At 66.8% G+C, this 19,196-nt stretch carries 16 protein-coding genes and 1 pseudogene; 7 read left to right on the top strand and 10 right to left on the bottom strand.

All coding sequences use genetic code 11. From position 1 onward, the window contains the following. Positions 1-6: 6 nt before the first annotated feature. From ACYQ8K_RS26310 to ACYQ8K_RS26300, 3 genes are all read right to left on the bottom strand, one after another. Entirely contained in the window at positions 7-234 is a 228-nt protein-coding gene (locus ACYQ8K_RS26310) for an MbtH family protein (protein ID WP_459973697.1), read from the bottom strand. A 603-nt stretch (positions 235-837) separates the two neighbouring features. Continuing rightward, positions 838-3,429, bottom strand: coding sequence for a helix-turn-helix transcriptional regulator (locus tag ACYQ8K_RS26305; protein ID WP_459973695.1), 2,592 nt, complete (start codon positions 3,427-3,429; stop codon positions 838-840). A gap of 484 nt (positions 3,430-3,913) precedes the next feature. Continuing rightward, positions 3,914-6,589, bottom strand: a complete 2,676-nt coding sequence (locus ACYQ8K_RS26300) for a helix-turn-helix transcriptional regulator (protein WP_459973705.1) — start codon at positions 6,587-6,589, stop codon at positions 3,914-3,916. Between the two features lie 1,190 nt (positions 6,590-7,779). On the opposite strand from ACYQ8K_RS26300, the gene ACYQ8K_RS26295 reads away from it, so the two are divergent. From ACYQ8K_RS26295 to ACYQ8K_RS26285, 3 genes are all read left to right on the top strand, one after another. After that, entirely contained in the window at positions 7,780-8,181 is a 402-nt protein-coding gene (locus ACYQ8K_RS26295; RefSeq protein ID WP_459973703.1) for a helix-turn-helix domain-containing protein, read from the top strand. A 76-nt stretch (positions 8,182-8,257) separates the two neighbouring features. Then, positions 8,258-8,647 (top strand): hypothetical protein, encoded by a 390-nt coding sequence (locus ACYQ8K_RS26290; RefSeq protein ID WP_459973693.1) that lies wholly within the window; start codon positions 8,258-8,260, stop codon positions 8,645-8,647. Positions 8,648-8,691: 44 nt separating this feature from the next. Continuing rightward, positions 8,692-9,855, top strand: coding sequence for a DUF6545 domain-containing protein (locus tag ACYQ8K_RS26285; RefSeq protein ID WP_459973691.1), 1,164 nt, complete (start codon positions 8,692-8,694; stop codon positions 9,853-9,855). A gap of 21 nt (positions 9,856-9,876) precedes the next feature. Here the strand turns inward: ACYQ8K_RS26285 and mshC are convergent, their stop codons facing one another. Further along, a complete protein-coding gene (gene mshC / locus ACYQ8K_RS26280; RefSeq protein ID WP_459973689.1) occupies positions 9,877-11,112 on the bottom strand; it encodes a cysteine--1-D-myo-inosityl 2-amino-2-deoxy-alpha-D-glucopyranoside ligase in 1,236 nt (411 codons plus the stop codon). A gap of 205 nt (positions 11,113-11,317) precedes the next feature. On the opposite strand from mshC, the gene ACYQ8K_RS26275 reads away from it, so the two are divergent. Continuing rightward, positions 11,318-12,868: an aldehyde dehydrogenase family protein gene (locus ACYQ8K_RS26275; protein ID WP_459973687.1), complete on the top strand. Its 1,551-nt coding sequence runs from the start codon at positions 11,318-11,320 to the stop codon at positions 12,866-12,868. Between the two features lie 13 nt (positions 12,869-12,881). On the opposite strand, the gene ACYQ8K_RS26270 is transcribed toward ACYQ8K_RS26275, so the two are convergent. The 5 genes from ACYQ8K_RS26270 to ACYQ8K_RS26250 all read right to left on the bottom strand — a co-directional run bounded on the left by ACYQ8K_RS26270 (position 12,882) and on the right by ACYQ8K_RS26250 (position 16,465). Beyond that, positions 12,882-13,691, bottom strand: coding sequence for a 3'(2'),5'-bisphosphate nucleotidase CysQ (locus ACYQ8K_RS26270; RefSeq protein ID WP_459973685.1), 810 nt, complete (start codon positions 13,689-13,691; stop codon positions 12,882-12,884). A 176-nt stretch (positions 13,692-13,867) separates the two neighbouring features. Continuing rightward, positions 13,868-14,683 (bottom strand): SCO1664 family protein, encoded by an 816-nt coding sequence (locus ACYQ8K_RS26265; protein ID WP_459973683.1) that lies wholly within the window; start codon positions 14,681-14,683, stop codon positions 13,868-13,870. Beyond that, positions 14,667-15,254: a DUF3090 domain-containing protein gene (locus tag ACYQ8K_RS26260; protein ID WP_459973681.1), complete on the bottom strand. Its 588-nt coding sequence runs from the start codon at positions 15,252-15,254 to the stop codon at positions 14,667-14,669. Before ACYQ8K_RS26260 ends, ACYQ8K_RS26265 begins: the two co-directional genes overlap by 17 nt. 61 nt (positions 15,255-15,315) lie before the next feature. Beyond that, positions 15,316-16,065 (bottom strand): histidine phosphatase family protein, encoded by a 750-nt coding sequence (locus tag ACYQ8K_RS26255; protein WP_459973680.1) that lies wholly within the window; start codon positions 16,063-16,065, stop codon positions 15,316-15,318. 97 nt (positions 16,066-16,162) lie between these two features. Next, positions 16,163-16,465 (bottom strand): hypothetical protein, encoded by a 303-nt coding sequence (locus tag ACYQ8K_RS26250; protein WP_459973678.1) that lies wholly within the window; start codon positions 16,463-16,465, stop codon positions 16,163-16,165. A 122-nt stretch (positions 16,466-16,587) separates the two neighbouring features. Between ACYQ8K_RS26250 and ACYQ8K_RS26245 the strand changes: the two genes are divergently transcribed. From ACYQ8K_RS26245 to ACYQ8K_RS26235, 3 genes are read left to right on the top strand one after another with little or no spacing between them, the layout of a single operon-like run. Beyond that, entirely contained in the window at positions 16,588-17,655 is a 1,068-nt protein-coding gene (locus ACYQ8K_RS26245) for a YncE family protein (RefSeq protein WP_459973676.1), read from the top strand. Continuing rightward, positions 17,652-17,921 carry a DUF5703 family protein gene (locus ACYQ8K_RS26240; protein ID WP_112632392.1) on the top strand — a complete coding sequence of 90 codons (270 nt, stop codon included), beginning with the start codon at positions 17,652-17,654 and terminating at the stop codon, positions 17,919-17,921. The genes ACYQ8K_RS26245 and ACYQ8K_RS26240 overlap by 4 nt, the downstream gene beginning before the upstream one ends. A 32-nt stretch (positions 17,922-17,953) precedes the next feature. Then, entirely contained in the window at positions 17,954-19,024 is a 1,071-nt protein-coding gene (locus tag ACYQ8K_RS26235) for a quinone-dependent dihydroorotate dehydrogenase (protein ID WP_459973701.1), read from the top strand. A gap of 1 nt (position 19,025) precedes the next feature. Here the strand turns inward: ACYQ8K_RS26235 and ACYQ8K_RS26230 are convergent. Next, positions 19,026-19,196, bottom strand: a pseudogene (locus ACYQ8K_RS26230) (HNH endonuclease signature motif containing protein); the annotation flags it as partial.

Genomic DNA, 19,196 nt, shown 5'->3' with positions numbered 1-19,196 from the left:
CACGGTTCAACGATCAAAACCACGGCCGACCAGCCTCTCGCGCAAGCTCTTCGGACGGATGTCGGCCCAGTTCTGCTCGATGTATTCCAGGCACGCAGCCCGATCCGCTTCCCCGTAAACCATCTGCCAGCCGGCTGGAATCTCCGCGAACGCCGGCCACAGGCTGTGCTGCTCCTCGTCGTTGATCAAGACGAAAAAGCTGCCGTTGTCATCGTCAAACGGGTTGGTGCTCACCGGTCCTCCAAGTTTCGCTTTGGCATGAGCCGAACAGTTCAGTGCACTAGCTGTTGCTGACCGGGCGCCCGAAAGCGGTCTCGACGAAGTGCATGCCCAGAGCGTCGTGGCTTTCAATCCTGTTGTCAGGCTTATCAAGTCGGTAGCGTAGTCAAGTCGACCACATAGAGTGGTAACTGCAAGCCGACAGAGTGGTGGCTCTCCAGCAGCAGGAAATTGCGCAGCCGAAAATTAGCCTTTCAACGCGTATTATGTTGTGTACCAGTGGTTTTGCCGATGATAGCGGCGTCGCGCCTTGCCTGACACTGCACCGCCGCGGCCTCGACACGGTGCTTCGCGATATCCGGTAGGGGTTTTCGACGGGCATGAATCATCGCGGAACGTCCGTCATGACGTGCCGATGTCGTCGTCTTGTGTCCTGGACGAATCCGGGCTAGCAGCTGACGCGCTGGTCGCGTGACACGACCCCACCCGCTATCACCCTGCGCAGGAGGGGTTTTCGATTTTCAGTTGGTTGCTGTCATCAGAGGCGTAGGCGGATAACGAGCCGGCGGCGGAGCCCCCTACCGGCAGGCCCGCCCGACGCCCGGACAACCCTTTGCTTCACGACGCATCTCGATTGATCAGATGGATGAGTTGGTCACGGTTGTTGATGCCGAGCTTGGTGAAGAGGCGGTACAAGTGCCCCTCCACCGTGCGTACCGAGATGACCAGCCGGTCGGCGATCTCGCGGTTGGACAGCCCGGCCGCCACCAGATTCACGATCTGACGTTCACGTCCGCTGAAGGGAAGCGGGTGCGCCGCGGCCTCGAGCGCCGGTGTGCGTGACCCGCATTGGTTGGCCAACGCGTGCGCCCACGTCGACGACTCGACCTCCTTGCGGCGGTCGCCCCGGCGGGCATGTTCGCCGGCCGCCTGCGCCGCCGCGTCGGCGGCGAAAGCCGATGCGCCGAGATCGGCGAAGCGATGGGCCGCGGCATCGAGCAGGTCACCATCGTGTTGTGCCAGGCCGCGGGCGTGGTCGGCAACCGCTTGTGCGGATGCGGAGTTCAATGTTCGCGCGAGCTCATCCACTCGCGCGGCCTGCGAACGATCGCCGAAGCGAATGGCTGCATGGCGCGCCCGCATCTCCGCCACGTGCATCCCGGCCGTCCGCGCGACCTGTGCCGCTTGCGCTGCATGCGACTGGGCGCCCGCCGTGTCGCCGGCCGCTGCTCGTTCCCAGGCTCGAGCGAGTTCGAGTTCCGGCAAGAACACCCCGACATGTGGTCCGTACGCTTCCTCCGCCCGCCGCAACGCCGCAGCGGCCGCCGCGGCGTCCCCGCGCATCCCCGCGGCCTGGGCCAGCAGGGCGGCCACGACAAGCAACCAAGGTGACGGAAAGCCTTGGGACAGTTGAGAGATGGACCGGTCGAGCGTGGCGCACGCCGCGGGGAGCTCACCGCGGGTGACCTGCACGAGTCCGAGCATCGCGTCGACCATGGCCTCCGCTGCGGGAAGACCGGTAGCCAATGCGGCGTAACGCTTGTAGATTCGGTCGGCCGCCGGATAGTCGCCGGCGGCGTTCGCAACCATGACCTCGGCCAGTCCGATGGCGAACCGCTGCGCTCCCGCTCTGCAGAGCGTCGTCGCGCGCACGCCGGCAGCGGCGATGCGGCCGACCTCGGAAAAACGTCCGGCCGCCATCAGGGCGCCGCATGTCGCGACAGCCGCCCACACAGTTGCCATCGGCACTACCCCGGGCTCACACAGCCCGGGCCCGAGCTCGATCGTCGTCTCAACGTCGCCGCGGAAGAACCCGATCGAAACCTCGAACGCATTGATCAGCTCGAGGCCGCCCTCGGTCACGAGACGCTGTTTCACCTCGGTGAGCACGCGCATCGCCGTTTCGGCGTCACCGCATCCCCATGCCAAGTTCGCGGCGCGCATACAGCCCCATCGTGCGATCAACCACTCGTCGGCGTCATCGACATCGGCGTCCATCAGGATGGACTCGGCCTCGTCGCCGCGGCCCTGCCAGCTCACCGCCTCGGCTAGCACCAACGCGGCCGGCAGCCCACCACCACGATCGACCGCAAACCTCGCCAGTTGCTCACCCAGCACCACATTGGACAACGCCAACGCGTCCGCCGCAGCCTTGACGGCCACATCGAGGTCGGGTTCCAAGTCGCTGCGCATCATGAACTGCGCCAGCTGGATACGGCCGCGAGGATCAGAGATCTGTGAGCGCCGCCCCACCGCCCGCAGATGCCGTCGCAGAGCTTTGGCCAATATGCCGTTGAGTTGCCGCGAGCGCACCACCCCGGCATGGCGGACCGCGGCTTCACCGAGCATGGGGTGATTCAACTGCGCCACGGTGTGGGATCCGTCGGCAACCAACTGGATCAGACCACGACGCTCCAGGTTCGCCATCGCGTCCGCATCGCAGATGTCACGCAGGATTTCCAACTCCAGCAATTCGGCGGTGGCCAAGATCTCCACCACCTCCAGTTCCTCGGAACTCAGCGACTGCAGCCGAAACTCCAAGGCGTCGTTGAGTTCGCGATCCGCGCGCAGCGGGCCCTGAAGGTGCCAGCCCCGATCGGTGTGTACCAAAGTCCCGTTTTCCCGGCCCGCGGTCAGAAAACCGCGCAACAGCAAGAGATTTCCTGCGCTGCGCTCATACAACTCATCGACCAACCCGGGCTCGACCGGACCACCCAGGACCGCGTCGGCCAACAGGCCGGTCTGCTCACGGGTGAAGGGATCGATGTGAACGGTCAGCAGCAGGCGCTCTTTCAACAACGCAGTCACCGCATCCAAGACCGGATCGCCCGACCGAATCGTCACGATCAACCGCGCACTACGGCTGGCCGCAAGTTGATTGATCAACGTGGCCGACAACGGGTCGAGCAACTGCGCCTCGTCGACCACCACCACCAAGTTCTTGTCTTGGCCCAGGGTGTTGTGCGCGGCCGCCAGCATGATCGCCGGTTCATGCCCGACTCCGAGGCTGACCACACGAGAAAACGCTCCCAGCGGCACAGCACAACCCGTTTGAGTGCCCAGCGCGAATCGCACCGTGCGCCCTGCCGATTCAACCGTCTTGGCCAGCATGCGGGCCAGTGTGGACTTGCCCACCCCGCTGTCCCCGACCAACGCCACCCCGTTGAAGTCCCCGTTGTTGAGCGCCGCGAGCGACCGCCGGAACTCCACGTCGCGTCCCACAATGGGCCATGTCGACCCATTAACCCGTTGCGTCAAATGCTGTATCTCCCCACTCCCGCCGAGGTGCCGACGTGGCAACCAGACTGTTGCTGGGCCGCACTCCGTCTGCCTCGATCCATTGCGGTTCGCATCGGCCGGATGACCCGTTGAGCTCGCCGCGCTACATGAAGCCGGAACGCGCCGCCGCCAGATAAAGCCCGAAGAAGTCATCGGAAGCCGAGGTCGCGCCCGAGCAGGCCGACGGGACCACGTCCCCGACTACCTGAAATTGCCTCGGCGGGACCGTATCTGCGGGTCCGGATGGGTGGACACCGTGAATAGCGGTCACGATCGTGTGCCTCCGACTACCTATCATGGGCCGGAGCGTATGGCCGCTCGAGCGGGCGCCGCCGGAATCTCTAGGGAAGTCGAGTGGTCTGCGCGCCGAGATAGAGTAGCGGCCCCTGGAATTTCATAGGGTTTCTATGTAAACTTAGCCTGCATAGGGGTGAACATCGCCACTGCGACCGAGCGACGGGCTGCCAGGGCCCAACAACTCGGTTGCTACAAAGGGCTCTCGGCTTGTCAGCTGCGCGAGCTGTTCGCGACTGTTGACGCCGAGCTTGGTGAACAGGCGGTAGAGGTGCCCCTCCACCGTGCGCACCGACAGGACCAGCCGCTCGGCAATGTCCCGGTTCGACAAGCCGGCCGCGACCAAAGTCACGATCTGACGCTCACGATCGCTGAAGGGAAGCGGACACATCGCGGCCTCGGTCGCCGGCGTGCGCAACTCGCAACGCTTGGCCAAAGCGTGCGCCCAGACCGACGACTCGTATCGCTTGCCGCGGTCGCCGCGGCGCGCGTGTTCGCCGGCCGCCTGCGCAGACGTATCGGCGGCGCACGCCAAGGCACCGAGATCGGCGAACAAACGCGCTGCGGCATCGAGCAGATCGCCGTCGCGTTGCGCCAAACCGCGAGCATGATCAGCGACCGCACCGGCCAGCGCCGTGTCCAGAATGCGGGCAAGCTTCGCCAGCCTCGTGGCCTGCGAACGATCGCCGAAACGGACCGCCGCATGGCGTGCCCGCATCTCCATCACGTGCGTCCCCGCGGCCCGCGCGATCTCCGCCGCTTGCAGGGCGTGCGTCTGGGCGGCCTTCTCGTCGCCGGCCGCTGCCCGCTCCCAGGCGCGCGCAAGCTCGAGTTCTGGCACATACACCGCAACATGCGGTCCATAGGCTTTGTCCGCGCGCCGCAATGCCGCGGTGGCCGCCGCGTTGTCACCGCGCGCGCCCTCGGCCTGGGCTTGCCAGGCCCCCACCAGCACCAACCAGGGCGACGCAAAGCCCTGCGCGAACACACCGATTGCGCTGGTGAACAAAGCGCACGCCGAGGTCAGCTCTCCGCGGCTCAGTCGAAGGAGCCCGAGCATCGCATCGACCATGGCCTCCGCTGAGGGAAGACCGTCGGTCATCGCGGCGTAACGCTTGTAGATCCGCTCGGCCGCGCCGTCATCTCCTGCCGCCGTCGCGGCCATCATCTCGGTCATCCCGATGTTGAATCGATGCGGCCCCAACCCGCACAGCGCAGCCGCACGCACCCCGACGTCCGCTAGGCGGCCGACTTCGGAAAAGCGCCCGGCCGATCCCAATGCGCCGCAGGTGGGGAAAACCGCCCATACGGTCGCCACCGGCACCACATCGGACTCGCACAAGCCGGGCCCAACCTCGAGCGTCGTCTCGACGTCCCCATGGAAGTAGCCCATGGACAGCTCCAACGCATTGATGAGGCTCAGGCCGGCCTCGCATGAAACACGCTTCTTCACGGCGTCGAGTTCCCGAGTGGCGGCTTCGACGTCCCCGCAACCCCAGAAGAAGTTGGCGGCGCGCAGACAGCCCCATCGCGCGATCAAAAAGTCGTCGCCGTCGTCCGGTTCGGCGTCGGTCAGCACCGAGTCCGCCTCGTCGCCGCGGCCCTGCCAGCTCACCGCTTCGGCAAGCACCAACGCGGCCGCCAGCCCACCACCGCGATCGACCGCAAACCTCGCCAGTTCCTCACCCAGCACCACATTCGACATCGCCAGCGCTTCCTGCGCCGCTTCGATGACCACATCGAGGTCGGGTTCCAAGTCGCTATGGATCATGAACTGCGCCAACCGGATCCGGCCTCGCAGCCCGGACGACCCCATGAGCCGGCCCCCGGCCCGCTCATGCCTCTGTAGCGCTCGCGCGATTTTGCCGTTGAGTTGCCGCGCGCGCACCATGCCAGCGTGCCGGGTCGCGGCTTCGCCGAGCATCGGGTGATTCAACTGCGCCACGGTGTGGGATCCGTCGGCAACCAACTGGATCAGACCACGGCGCTCGAGAGCCGCAACGGCCTCCGCATCGCAGATGTCGCGCAGGATCTCCCACTTCAGCCGCTCGGCGGTGGCCAAGAGCTCCACCACCTCCAGTTCCTCGGAACTCAGCGATTGCAGCCGAAACCCCAGAACATCGTGAAGTTCGCGATCCGCGCTCAGCGGGCCCCGCAGTTGCCAGCCTTGCTGCGTGTGGGCCAATGCCCCGCTTTCCCGGCCCGCGGTCAGAAAACCACGCAGCAGCAAGGGATTCCCCACACTGCGCTCAAACAACTCATCAACCAACCCCGATTCGACCGGACCACCCAGCACCGTGCGGGCCAATAAAGCCGTCTGCTCGCGGCTGAACGGTTCCACGTGGACGGTCAGCAGCAGGCGCTCTTTCAACAACGCAGTCACCGCGTCCAGCACCGGTTCACGCGAGCGGATCGTCACGATCAACCGCGCACTACGACTGGCCGCGAGCTGATTGATCAACGTGGCCGATAGCGGATCGAGCAACTGCGCGTCGTCGACCACCACCACCAGGTTTTTGTCCTTGCCCAAGGTCTCATGCGCGGCGGCCAGCATGACCGCCGGCTCATGGGCCACCTGAAGACTCACCGCGCGGGAAAATGCGCCCAGCGGCACAGCGCAACCCGTTTGAGTGCCGAGCGCGAATCGCACTGTGCGCCCTGCCGATTCAACCGTTTTGGCCAGCATGCGGGCCACGGTGGACTTGCCCACCCCGCTGTCGCCGACCAACGCAACCCCGTGAAACTCCGAGTTGTTCAGCGCCGCCAGCGACCGCCGCAGCTCCACATCGCGGCCCACGATGGGCCACGCCGACCCGACTTCCCCCGGCACCGTGAATCCTAGACTTGCTGAGGGGGCTTGGGCGCCAGGGCTTTTCGGAATGCCGAGGGCGCCCCCGGCGGGCGCCTTCTCGGATCCCGCACGGGCCCAGGACAAGTCCCAGCGACGGCAATTAAGCGACGATCTTGTGGCCGATTGCGGTCGCGTCCCGGCGGCCGACGCAGCAGCCTGCCCACTGGCGACTGCGCCAACTCGCTCTTCGTACGCACCGGACCCAACTCCTTCTGCAGCCCAGTAGTTGCCAGAAATATACCCCTATATTGGCGCGACAGCAAACGCTGTTCCTGCGCTGGGATTCGACGCCGGTGTAAATTGTTGTATGGGTTATACAGGTGTTTCATAGATTCTCGCCTGCCTTGTGGAGGGGTACACAGCAAACAACAGCTTCAGCGCGCCGCTTCGGATGAGAGTGCCAACCGAGGCAACACCTGCGAGATTTTGGGTCTTGGATTGCGTGACTGGCTAACAGCGTCGACGGTGTCCGCCAGCTCGGGGAATTCGGCTTTTAGTGGCGCCTCGGCATCTGAGTCGGGCGCCGTGCGTACAGCGCCGGGGGTGGTTCGCAACAGACTTCAGGCGCCGGTTCGACTTTGCTGCACTTTGTCACGACCTCGCGCCTTGCTGGTCCAAATCGCCGTGCGTTGCTTCGCCGACGCGAAACACGCAGGGGCCCGCAATGTGAAACGCCGAGTGCGTCCGGGCCCCACGATCGACGGTCGATCCCGCGCGATCGCACTGGCCCCATGCCGCCCGCCAGCAAAACCGGGCATCCGCGGTCGGCAATGAGCGCGCCGTTTTCCGACTTAAGGTATGAAAACCCCGTGGCGAACTGTACACAGCAGTACACGAAACGCATTCAACCGTACGTTGATGAAAATGTAAAACGGAGCGGCCGCTCCTGTGGATAAACCCGGCGGCGCGCTTAACGAGGCGCAGATCCCAAGGTCACGGTCGTGCACCTGAATGCCCATATCGGTCGAATGGTTGCCTGTAACCATCGGCGGCGCCTGTAACATGGGTACACACAGTTGGCGTTCGCATGAAATGAGAGTGCATTGAAAGTCGACGGCGTCGAGGACAGCGGGCCGGAGGACAACGGGCCGGAAGACAGCGGGCTGGCAGCACGCCTGAACAAGCTCTTCGATCTGATGCGCAAAGCGGGCACCCCCCCGCTTTCCAATGCCGTGGCCGCGGCGGCAATCACCGATGAAACCGGCGTCCCGATCAGCCCGGCTTACCTGTGGCAACTCAGAAGCGGCCTCAAGACAAACCCCACTGTCGCCCATTTACGGGCGATCGCCGACTTTTTCGGCGTGCCGCCGTCCTATCTGATAGACCCTGGCACCGACCCGGCGATCGACGCGCAGTTGAATCTTTTGCAGGCGCTACGTGACAACGGCGTGCGCGATCTGGCGGCTCGTGCGTCCGGCTTGACTCCCCAGGCCCTCAACAGCCTGGTGGCGATCGTCGATCACCTCCGCGAACTCGAACGATTACCCCCCATCTCCTCCCGGCTAGATGACCAGTTGAATGCCGGCATCAAACGTTGACATTCTTGCGCTGACGCGCAGCCTGCCGATCCCAGTTCCCTGGGACCGGAACGCTTTCATCGAGAACTTGGGCCAAATGCGCGGTCGGGCCATCCGGCTCGTCCCGACGGATACAGCGGCGCTGGCGGATAGCCCGTGCGGGCTCTGGCTGGCCTGCGATGACGAAGACGTGATCCTGCACGAAACCGGAACCACCGACTACCACATCGACCAGATCGTGGGCCACGAGATCGGGCATATCCTGCTGGGTCATGGCCGCAGCGCCAGTCACGCCTGCGACGCGGCAGTGTGCCGGGCCTTGCCCGACCTCGACCCTGACACGGTGCGCGCGGTGTTGGGACGCGGGGACTACGCCGGTGACCAGGAGCGCGATGCCGAGATGTTCGCTTCCCTGTTGCTGATCGCCGCCGCAGAAGCCGCCGAACGTCACTCCATGATGCGTAGCGCCTTCTTCCGCCGCCAGTGACCTCCAGCATCCCAGGCGTCATTGCCTGGCCCGTGATCACGATCATGGTGATCGTTCTCGCGGCGCGTTTCCGCTGGTGCAGGGCCAACCTCTACCAGACTTACCTCAACAATGTGATGGCCTGGCTGCTGCTGGCCCAGCTGCTGCGTGAGCGCAAGGTCGAAGCGGTGTTGTCCGAGAGCGCTCTCATGACCGTGACCACCGCCCAGCAATTATCTTGTGCCGCAATGATTTTAGCGTGCGGTGAATTCGTCGGGTTCACCATGCTGTGGACCAAGATCTCTCCCGAGGAAACGCGCCGCAGTCACCGCTATTACCGCCTGGCGGCCGTCGCGCTGTCTGCCGCATTCCTGGGTGCGGGCACCCGGGCGCGCGTCGCGGGGCAGACGCTCGAGGTGTCCGGCGGCTGGGACGCGGTCTTGGCGCTGAGCCTGTACCTGACCATGATCGTCATCTTGGTGGCGCGGTTGCTGTGGATGTTCGGCTCGGAGCTGATAAGGGCCACCGAGCGTCGCGAGTCGCTGCTCGCCGCCGCCGGAATCCTTGCAGTGGTGGTGACGGCGGCAGCGTGCATGGAGGCGCTGGTGTTGGCGGTGAGCGACCAGCTCGGCTGGACCCGCACCGTGGAATTCCGGGGCCGGGTTCATGGCTCGGAATTCCTCTGGATGGCCGTCATCGTCTATCTCTTCGGCGCGGTGCCGCTCGTTGTCAGGCTGCATTCGTTTTTCGGGTTGGACCGCATCACCCGCACCTGGAAGCGTTTGCAGCCACTGCGCCTCAGCATGACAGCCGTGGTGCCGGAAAGCAGTTTCAGCATCGAGCATGACCACCGGCGATTTCAGAAGACCACTCTCCAGCTGCACCAAACCGTTATCGAAATCCGCGACGCGATCCTGCAGCTGCGCCACTATGTGCGTAGTACGGCGCCCGACCAGCTGGCCCAATTTCTCCAGGAAAACTCCGTGCCGGCCAACGAATGGGACTCCGCGACAGCCGCTTTCGAGCTGGCGCACGCCGCGGAGGCCAAGACCGCCGGAGATCGTCCCGAGACACCCGATCGGGCTTTTGCCGTGCGCTCCCGTTCCACGAACCTCTACGAGGAAGCCGTCGACCTGTTGGCGCTGGCGAAATGGTGGACGCCCGCGCGCGCAGCGGCCACACAGGTCGACTCAGATGGACCGGGCGCGGAAACGGCCCTGCCGGCCTGACCGAAGGATGCCGTCGTTCGGCTAGAGGGCCACGCCCAGTAGCGCATCGACGGCGGTTGCCACCAGCTTGGGCGCCTCGGCGTCATGACCACCGTATTCCAGCGCATCGGTGGTCCAGCCATCAAGCGCGGCAAGGGCTTTGGGAGTGTTCAGGTCGTCGGCCAGGTATTGGCGCACCCGCGCGATCACATCCTCGGCGTCCGGACCGGCCGGCAGTGCGGCCGCGCTGCGCCAGCGCCGTAGCCGGGCGAGGGCCTCGTCGAGCAGCTGATCGCTCCAGTACCGGTCGCCACGGTAGTGCCCGGCCAGCAGTCCCAGCCGGATCGCCGCCGGCTCGACGCCCCGGGCGCGCAGCTGCGACACCAGCACCAGGTTGCCGCGGCTCTTGGACATCTTGTGTCCGTCCCAGCCGATCATCCCGGCGTGCACGTAATGGCGTGCGAATCTCCGTTCGCCGCGCACACATTCGGCATGCGCGGCGGTGAATTCGTGGTGCGGGAAGATCAGGTCGCTGCCGCCGCCCTGGATGTCCAGACCGCTGCCGATACGGCTGAGCGCGATCGCCGCGCACTCGACATGCCAGCCCGGGCGGCCGGGGCCGAACGGTGATGGCCAGCTGGGCTCGCCGGGCCGGACGGCCCGCCAGAGCAGGGCATCGAGTTGGTCGGTCTTACCGGGCCGTTGCGGGTCACCTCCGCGCTCGGCGAACAGCCGCAGCATGGTGTCCCGGTCGTAGCCGGATTCGTAGCCGAACTGCGGAGTCGCGTCGGCGCGATAGTAGATGTCCGGGTAGTCGCCGTCGACGACGTACGCCGCCCCGGAGGCCAACATCTTCTCGACGAGTTCGACGACCTCGGCGACGGCCTCAGTCGCCCCGACGTATTCGCGGGGCGCCAGGATGCGCAGCGCCGCCATGTCTTCGCGGTACAGCGACACCTCACGCGCGGCCAGGTCGCGCCAGTCGATGCCGTCGCGCTCGGCGCGCTCGAGCAGTGGATCGTCGACGTCGGTGACGTTCTGGACGTAGTGGACGTCGTGGCCGAGGTCCAGCCACTGCCGGTAGACCAGATCGAACGCCAGATAGGTCGCCGCGTGGCCCAGATGCGTGGCGTCGTACGGGGTGATGCCGCAGACGTACATCGTCGCGGTCGAGCCGGCCGCCACGGGACGCACCTGCCGGTCAGACGTGTCATACAACCGAAGCTCCGGACCGCGTCCCGGCAATGCGGGGACCTGTGGGGACGACCACGACTGCATGGCAATCAGCCTAGGCGCGCCGACGATGCGGCCCGCGCGGCGGGCCGGGAAGGAGGCACGCAATGCGACCACGCGCGCCGACAATGCGGGCCTGGCCCACCCACCGCCATACCCGTCGCGAGCTATATCGCCACGGCGCGATTTGTGATTTGCTGAATCCGGTATCGGGCAAATTCGCTCAACGTCGACGAGCGAGGTGGTTGCCATGTCGACTGTCACACCTGACCGACCAGACACCGCAGGCGCGGCCGCGCAGCAAGAAGTCGTGGTCAGATGCCCCGCGACGGCACAAGTCATCGGCAGCGTGCCCATCTCGACGGCGGCCGGAGTCGAGGCCGTGGCCGCCCGGCTGCGCAAGGCCCAGCCGTTATGGCAGCAAATGAGCATCGAGGGCCGCGCGCGCTGGCTGGGCAAGTGGCGCGACTGGATGCTCGATCATCGCGACGAGCTGCTGACGCCGCTGCAGCTCGAAACGGGCAGGTCCTGGGGCGACACCGGCGTGGAGATCGCCGCCCTGCAGATCATCAATTACTGGATCGACAACGCCGCCGAATTCCTCGCCGACCAGGCGGTGCGCCCCTACGGCGCCGCGAATGCCGGCAAGAAGTTGACCCTGGTCTACCAGCCCTATCCCCTCGTCGGGGTGATCACGCCGTGGAACGGGCCTTTGTCGGTGCCGCTGCTCGACATTCCCGCGGCGCTGATGGCCGGCTGCGCCGTGCTGTCCAAGCCCTCGGAATTCACCCCGCTGGCATGGCGGGTGGCGGTCGAGGGCTGGAAGCAGATCGGGGCGCCGGACGTGCTCGACGCGGTGTTCGGTTACGGCGAAACCGGTGCGACGCTGGTTAATACGGTCGACTACGTGATGTTCACCGGTTCGGTGAACACCGGGCGCCGCATCGCGGTCGCGGCCGCCGAGCGGCTCATCCCCTGCAGCCTGGAGCTCGGTGGCAAGGACGCGATGATCGTGTGCGCCGACGCCGACATCGACCGTGCCGTCGACGGCGCGGTGTGGGGCGGCTTCGTCTACACCGGGCAGGTGTGCATCTCGGTGGAGCGGGTCTATGTCGAGGAGCCGGTCTACGACGAGTTCGTAAGCAAGTTGGTGGCCAAGACATCTGCGCTACGCAACGGGATGGACTCGGCGCACGACTACTCCTGCGAGGTCGGGTCGATGACCACCGCGCAGCAACTCGCGATCGTGACCCGCCATGTCGACGACGCTGTGAGCAAGGGCGCGAAAGTGCTCGTCGGCGGGAAGGCGGGCGACGACGGCGGCCTGTTCTACGAGCCGACGGTGCTGGTCGATGTGAACCACGACATGGACTGCATGCGCGAGGAGACCTTCGGCCCGACGCTGCCGGTCATGAAGGTGCGCGACGTCGCCGAGGCCGTCGAGCGGGCCAACGACTCCAACCTGGGACTGTCCGGCAGCGTGTGGACGCGCGATAAGGATAAGGCGATGTCCGTTGCGCGGCAAATGAATACGGGAAGCGTCAATGTCAACAACGTCATCGCCAGCCTGCTGCAATTCGGCCTTCCGATGGTGGGCTGGAAGGAATCGGGCATCGGCTCCCGGTCCGGTGGCGCCGACGGCATCCGCAAGTACTGCCGCCCGAAGGCCATCGTCGCCGACCGGGTCGCGATAAAAAAGGAGCTGCTCTGGTACCCCTACAGCCGCAATAAGGGCCGCCTCGTCGAAAACATGGTCCGGGTGCTCTCGGCAAAAGACTGGCGGCGCCGGCTCGGACGCTAGCTCGCGTTCAGTGTTACCCGCCGCGGATGGCGCTCAGCAGGATCGGCGCCAGCTCGGCTCGGCACATCACGAAGTCGGGCAGATACGGGTCGAGTTGGTTGTAGCGCATCGGCGATCCGTCGAGCCGTGACGCGTGCATCCCGGCGGCCATCACCACACCTGCCGGGGCCGCCGAATCCCACTCCCACTGGCCGCCCGCGTGCACGTAGGCGTCGACGTGCCCGTCGATGATCGCCATCGCCTTCGCGCCCGCCGAGCCGATCGCGACCGGCTGGATGGGCAGCGTCTGCCGCAGCCGGTGCAACACCGCGGGAGGACGGGTTGCACTGACGGCGATGCGGATGGTGTCGGTGACGCCGACGCGCGCGGCTTCGGCCGTCACGGTGTCGCTGCGGTAGACGATGTTCCCGCGGGCCGGCAACGACACCGCCGCGTCGGTGATTTCGCGCTGGCCGTTGCTGGAGTCGCCGGTGGGACGCTGCCACAGCGCGATGTGAACCGCCCAGTCGTCGCGCCCCGGCGTGGAGAACTCGCGGGTGCCGTCCAGCGGGTCGATGATCCACACCCGGTCGTGCTTGAGGCGGGACAGGTCGTCGTACGCCTCCTCGCTGAGCACCGCGTCGTCGGGCCGTTGCTCGTGCAGGCGACGCAGGATCAGCGCGTTCGCCAGGCTGTCGCCCGCGTCGCCCAGCGCCCAGGGATACCCGAAGCCGACTTCGTCGCGGACCTTCAGCAGCAACTCCCCCGCGTCGGCGGCGAGATCGGCGGCCAGGGCGGCATCGGTTATCTCGTCGGCGGTTATCTCGTCGGCGGCGGGGCTCACCGCTTCAGTATCGCCGACGGCGTACCCCGGCCCTCACCGATGGCGGCGCCGCGCTTGCGATCACCGCTAAATCGATGGCGGCGACCCGCTGCACCCGGCGGCGTCGCGCTTGCGATCACCGCTAAATCGATAACGGCGACCCGCTGCACCCGGCGGCGCCGCGCTTGCGATCACCGCTAAAAAGCCGGCCAGGGAATGGGGCGATGCCGGTTCGGTCCGGGCATCACCGGGTTGTCCAGCAGCGCGTGCGCGCGCAGGCGCAGCGCGGCGATCTCGGCCCGAGTGATGTGCTCGGCCAGTTCGTCGCCGAACTCATGGTCCAGCGCGTCGACCAGGCCGGCGACGGCCTTGCACGTGTGATCGTCGATCGGCTTGCCGGCCCACCCCCACAGCACCGTGCGCAGCTTGTCCTCGACGTGCAGGCACACGCCGTGGTCGACCCCGAAGATGTGGCCCTCGAGGTCGCGCAGCACGTGGCCGCCCTTGCGGTCGGCGTTGTTGACCAGCACGTCGAACACCGCCATCCGCCACAGGCGAATATCGTCGGCATGCATCAGGACGACCTCGTCGCCGGCGTAGTCAAGCGCGCGCAGCACCGGCAGGTAGCCCGGCTGCCGGGTGCCGGCGGGAAACAGGTCGACCAGATCCGGCCCCGGCCGCGGCTCGCTGTCCACCGCGTCGCCGGGTTGCTGCACCCACCGCTGCAGCATGCCCGGGCCAGCGGGCCCGTGCCGAATGATCGTGTAGGGCACGATGTTCCAGCCCAACTTGGCGGAGACCAGATACGCGGCCCGTTCGCGGCCGGCCAGCGTCCCGTCCGGGAAATCCCACAGCGGCGCCTCGCCGGCGACCGGCTTGTAGATGCAGTGCACGCTAGACTCGCCGAGCGTCGATTCGCAGAGAAAGGTGCCGTTGCTGGCCGAGCGGATCCGTCCGATGACCGTCAGCTCGCCGTCGCGCAACACCGCACGGTCGTCAGACCTCGGGGTCATCGTCAGGCCCGAGCAGCGCACTGCGCCGATATCCGTTGGCGCGTGCGCAGATATGGCCCTCCGGGTCCAGCGGTTCGTCGCACAACGGACACGGTGGACGCCCCGCGGAGATGACGCGATTGGAGCGGGTGGCGAATTGGCGCGCCGACTCCGGCGTCAGGAACACCCGCACCGCGTCGGGACCCTCATCGGTGTCGTCGAGCACCACCGACGCGTCGAACTCAGCGTCGGTGACCGCCAGCAACTCGACCACCACCGTCTGGGCCTCCGAATCCCAACCCAGGCCCATGGTTCCGACCCGGAACTCGGCGTCTACCGGGGTGACCAACGGATCAAGGTCTTCGACCTCGGCGGGCTCCGGCGGAACGGGCGTGCCGAACCTGCGGTTGACCTCGAGCAACAGCGCACCGATGCGTTCGGAGAGCACCGCCACCTGCTGCTTCTCCAAAATCACCGACACCACTCGGGCGTCGTGCACAGCCTGGATGTAGAACGTGCGATTTCCGGGCTGGCCGACGGTCCCGGCCACGAAGCGGTCGGGTGTGCGGAAGACATGAATTGCGCGGGCCATGGCACTTCCAAAATACCGGCTGTTGCCGCCGCCGTGCGATCCGATGGAGGTAGCGGCCAAATTAATCCGTGGAACCGCCGACCACCGCGTCGCTGGACGGTACCGCGGCGGCCGATTCCTGCGGCTCTCCGTTGGACTTGGGGTCGGTTTCGGGCTTCGCCTCGTCCTTCGCCGGGGGTCCGGCCCGTAGGGCGGCGGACAACCGCGTGCCGGTGTGGTTGACGTGCAACACAAACGGGCGCAGCTCGGTGTAGCGGATCACACTCACCGACGCCGGATCGGCGGTGACGCGCTGGAACCCGTCCAGGTGGATCCCGTACGCGTCGGCGATGACCGCCTTGATGACATCACCGTGAGTGCAGGCGACCCACAGCACATCGCCACCGTGGTCGGCCGCCAACCGACGGTCATGCTCGCGCACGGCGCACACCGCCCGCGCCTGCACCTGAGCCAGGCCCTCGCCGCCGGGGAACACGGCCGCGCTGGGATGCGCCTGAACGACCTTCCACAGCGGCTCTCCGACCAACTCGCCGAGTTTGCGGCCCGTCCATTCGCCGTAGTCCACCTCGGCAAGCCGATCGTCGACGAGCGGCGTCAGGCAGAGCGCCTCGGCCAACGGGTCGAGGGTGCGACGGCAGCGCAGCAGTGGCGAGCTGACCAGCTCCCGGATCGGCAGCTCCCCGATCCGATCGATCAGGCCATCCGCCTGTTCACGGCCCTTGTCATCGAGGTCGACGCCCTCGGAGCGACCGGCAAGCACGCCCGCCGTGTTCGAACTCGAGCGGCCGTGCCGTAACAGGATGACGGTCATATCGACCACGACGGTACCCGGTGGACGGGTCCGGGCAGGACTAGCAGGGATGGTGGCGACCCGGTGCGCGCCGGCTACCACGCGCTTGCGATCGCCGCTAGCGGGAAACCGGCTCCGCGTGCGCCACGGAGTCGCGGACCGCAGCGGTCAGGCTGCGCTCGTCGGTGAGGTCGATGTCGACCAGCCTGCGGACCGCCCTGGCGACCACCTCGTCGGCCTGCGGAACGGGCCCGGCCAGGCGCGGCCGGTAAACTTCGACGACGAGGGACCGGTTCTCGATGTGGAACGAAAAACTGCGCCCATCACCGACTTGCCCGTATCCGCTAGCGGAAATGCCTGTAGACATGTCCTCGACAGCAAACTCATTATGCGTCAGATGACGGTCAGCGGTGACGGCCATGAGCCGACCATACCTCGCCGGTAGACGGGGGCGCAGGTGGCATGGCCCTGTTAGATGCGAAAGCGTTCCTTAGAATTTGTGTTCCAATGGCCCGGGCTGCGCCGAACCACGAGGGAAAAGAATTGCTGTCAGTACGGTTTCGTCACAAGCTGGCAGCTCAAGGGCATGTATTGGGCATCGCGGTTTTGCTAAGCGCGGTAGCTGGATGTTCGTCGAATCCGCTCGCCACGGCGCCGCGCACCATCGAACCGGCGCACGCCGCCGTGTCGCCGCCGGCCTCGCAGCAGCCGGCCGGGGCGGTGCGGCCGCTGGCCGGGCACGCCGCGGCGGCGGCTTTCGACAGCGGAACCCACCAGCTGGCGGTCCTGACACCGGGCAACGACCCGGCAGCACCCGCCGGCCTCACGGTGTTCGGAGATCCGCAGGCCCCGCCGCGCCTGGTGGAGCTGCCTGGACCGGCGACCGCATTGGCCGACGACGGCCGCGGGACCGCCTACCTGGCCGGCCGCGGCGGATACCTCGCGGTCGAGCTGTCCACCGGTCACGTCACTCAGGTGCCCGTCGCCGACGCCGCCCAGACCGAGTTCACCGCGGTGGCGCAGCGCGCCGATGGCAGGCTGGTGCTGGGCAGCGCCGACGGCGCCGTCTACACCCTTGCCTCCCAGACCGCCGGCGCCGAGACCAGTGCGACCGTCACCAGCCGCAACAAGATCTTCGCCCGGGTCGATTGGCTTGCCACACAAGGAAATACGACGGTGGTGCTGGACCGCGGGCAGACGTCGGTGACGACGATCGACGCGGACGGTCATGCCCAGCAGGCGCTACGGGCGGGCCGGGGCGCCACCACGATGGCCGCCGATCCGGCGGGCCGGGTACTGGTCGCCGACACCCGCGGCGGCCAGCTGCTGGTGTACGGCGTGGACCCGCTGATTCTGCGTCAGGCCTACCCGGTTCCGCAGGCGCCGTACGGCCTGGCCGGCTCCCGCGCGTTAGCCTGGGTTTCGCAGACCGTTTCCAATATCGTCATTGGTTACGATCTATCCACCGGAATTCCCGTCGAAAAGGTGCGTTACCCGACCGTGCAGCAACCGAACTCACTGGCCTTCGACGAAGCGTCAGACACCCTGTATGTGGTGTCGGGTTCCGGTGCGGGAGTCCAGGTCATCGAGCACGCGGCGGGTACGCGTTGACCGCCGCGCGGCGCAGCCGCCTGCCCGCGGGCTGGGACACCGAAATGTCCGACGAATACGAATGGGCGCCGTTGCGCCTGCCACCGGACGTGACCCGGGTCAGCGCATCCACCCGATTGTCGATCGAGGCCGAATACCGCGGCTGGGAGTTGACCAGGGTGCGGCTTTACACCGACGGCAGTAGACGAGTGTTGTTGCGCCGCAAGAAATCTCGTTTGGACGGTGCAGGATCCGAGGGGCGACGGCCCGACCAGCCGGAACTGTGACGCCCGCCCAGCCACGCCAGGGCGGCCACCGGATATACGGCCTGCTGCGCCAGCTGTTCTTCGCGATCCCGCCCGAGCGGATCCACACGCTGGTGTTCGCCGTGCTGCGTGGCGTCACCGCGGTCGGGTGGTCGCGGCGGGTGCTGCGCCGGCTGCTGGCCCCGACGGATCCGGCGCTGGCCAGCACGGTGTTCGGGGTGCGCTTCCCCGCGCCGCTGGGACTGGCCGCCGGCTTCGACAAGGACGGCCTCGGCCTGCTCACCTGGGGTGCCCTGGGCTTCGGATACGCCGAGGTGGGGACGGTCACCGCCAACCCGCAACCCGGCAACCCGGCCCCGCGCATGTTCCGGCTGCCGGCCGACCGGGCGCTGCTCAACCGGATGGGTTTCAACAATCTCGGTGCGGGCGCGCTCGCGATGCGGCTCTCGCGGCAGCGGCCCGAGGTGCCGATCGGGGTCAACATCGGCAAGACGAAGGCGACGCCGACCGAGGGCGCCGTCGACGATTACCGGGCGAGCGCCAGGCTGGTCGGCCCGCTGGCGTCCTACCTGGTGGTCAATGTCAGCTCGCCGAACACGCCCGGGCTGCGTGATCTGCAGGCGGTCGAGTCGCTGCGGCCCATCCTGTCGGCGGTGCTCGCCGAGACGTCCACACCGGTGCTGGTGAAGATCGCGCCGGACCTTTCCGATTCCGACGTGGACGAGATCGCGGACCTGGCAGTCGAACTGGGGCTGGCCGGCATCGTCGCCACCAACACCACCGTGTCGCGGCAGGGTCTGCTCACACCGGGGGTCGACGAGCTGGGTCCGGGTGGCATCTCCGGTCCGCCCGTGGCGCGCCGCGCCGTCGAGGTGCTGCGCAGGCTGTACGGCCGTGTCGGCGACCGCCTGGTGCTGATCAGCGTCGGGGGCATCGAGACCGTAGACGACGCGTGGGAGCGGATCACCGCGGGCGCATCGCTACTGCAGGGCTATACGGGCTTCATCTACGGAGGAGGCTTGTGGGCCAAGCGGATTCACCAGGGCATCGCGCGGCGGTTGCATGACGGCGGCTTCGCTTCGCTCGGTGATGCGGTCGGCTCGGCGGCCCGCACACCGGAGTAGCTCAAGCCGCACCGTCGTCGTCCTCACACAACAGATCCTCCGGGTGATGAAAGGTGTTGATCCGCGGTTGCCCGCGATTGAGATGCGGCGGCGGTATCCATTCGGTATCGCCGTTAGCGCGTTTTCGGGTGGTCCAGCCCTTCTCGAGAAGCCGGTGGTGTGGTCCGCACGC

The organism is Mycobacterium sp. MUNTM1, assembly GCF_054660795.1.
This window is presented reverse-complemented; position numbering and strand designations above follow the sequence as displayed.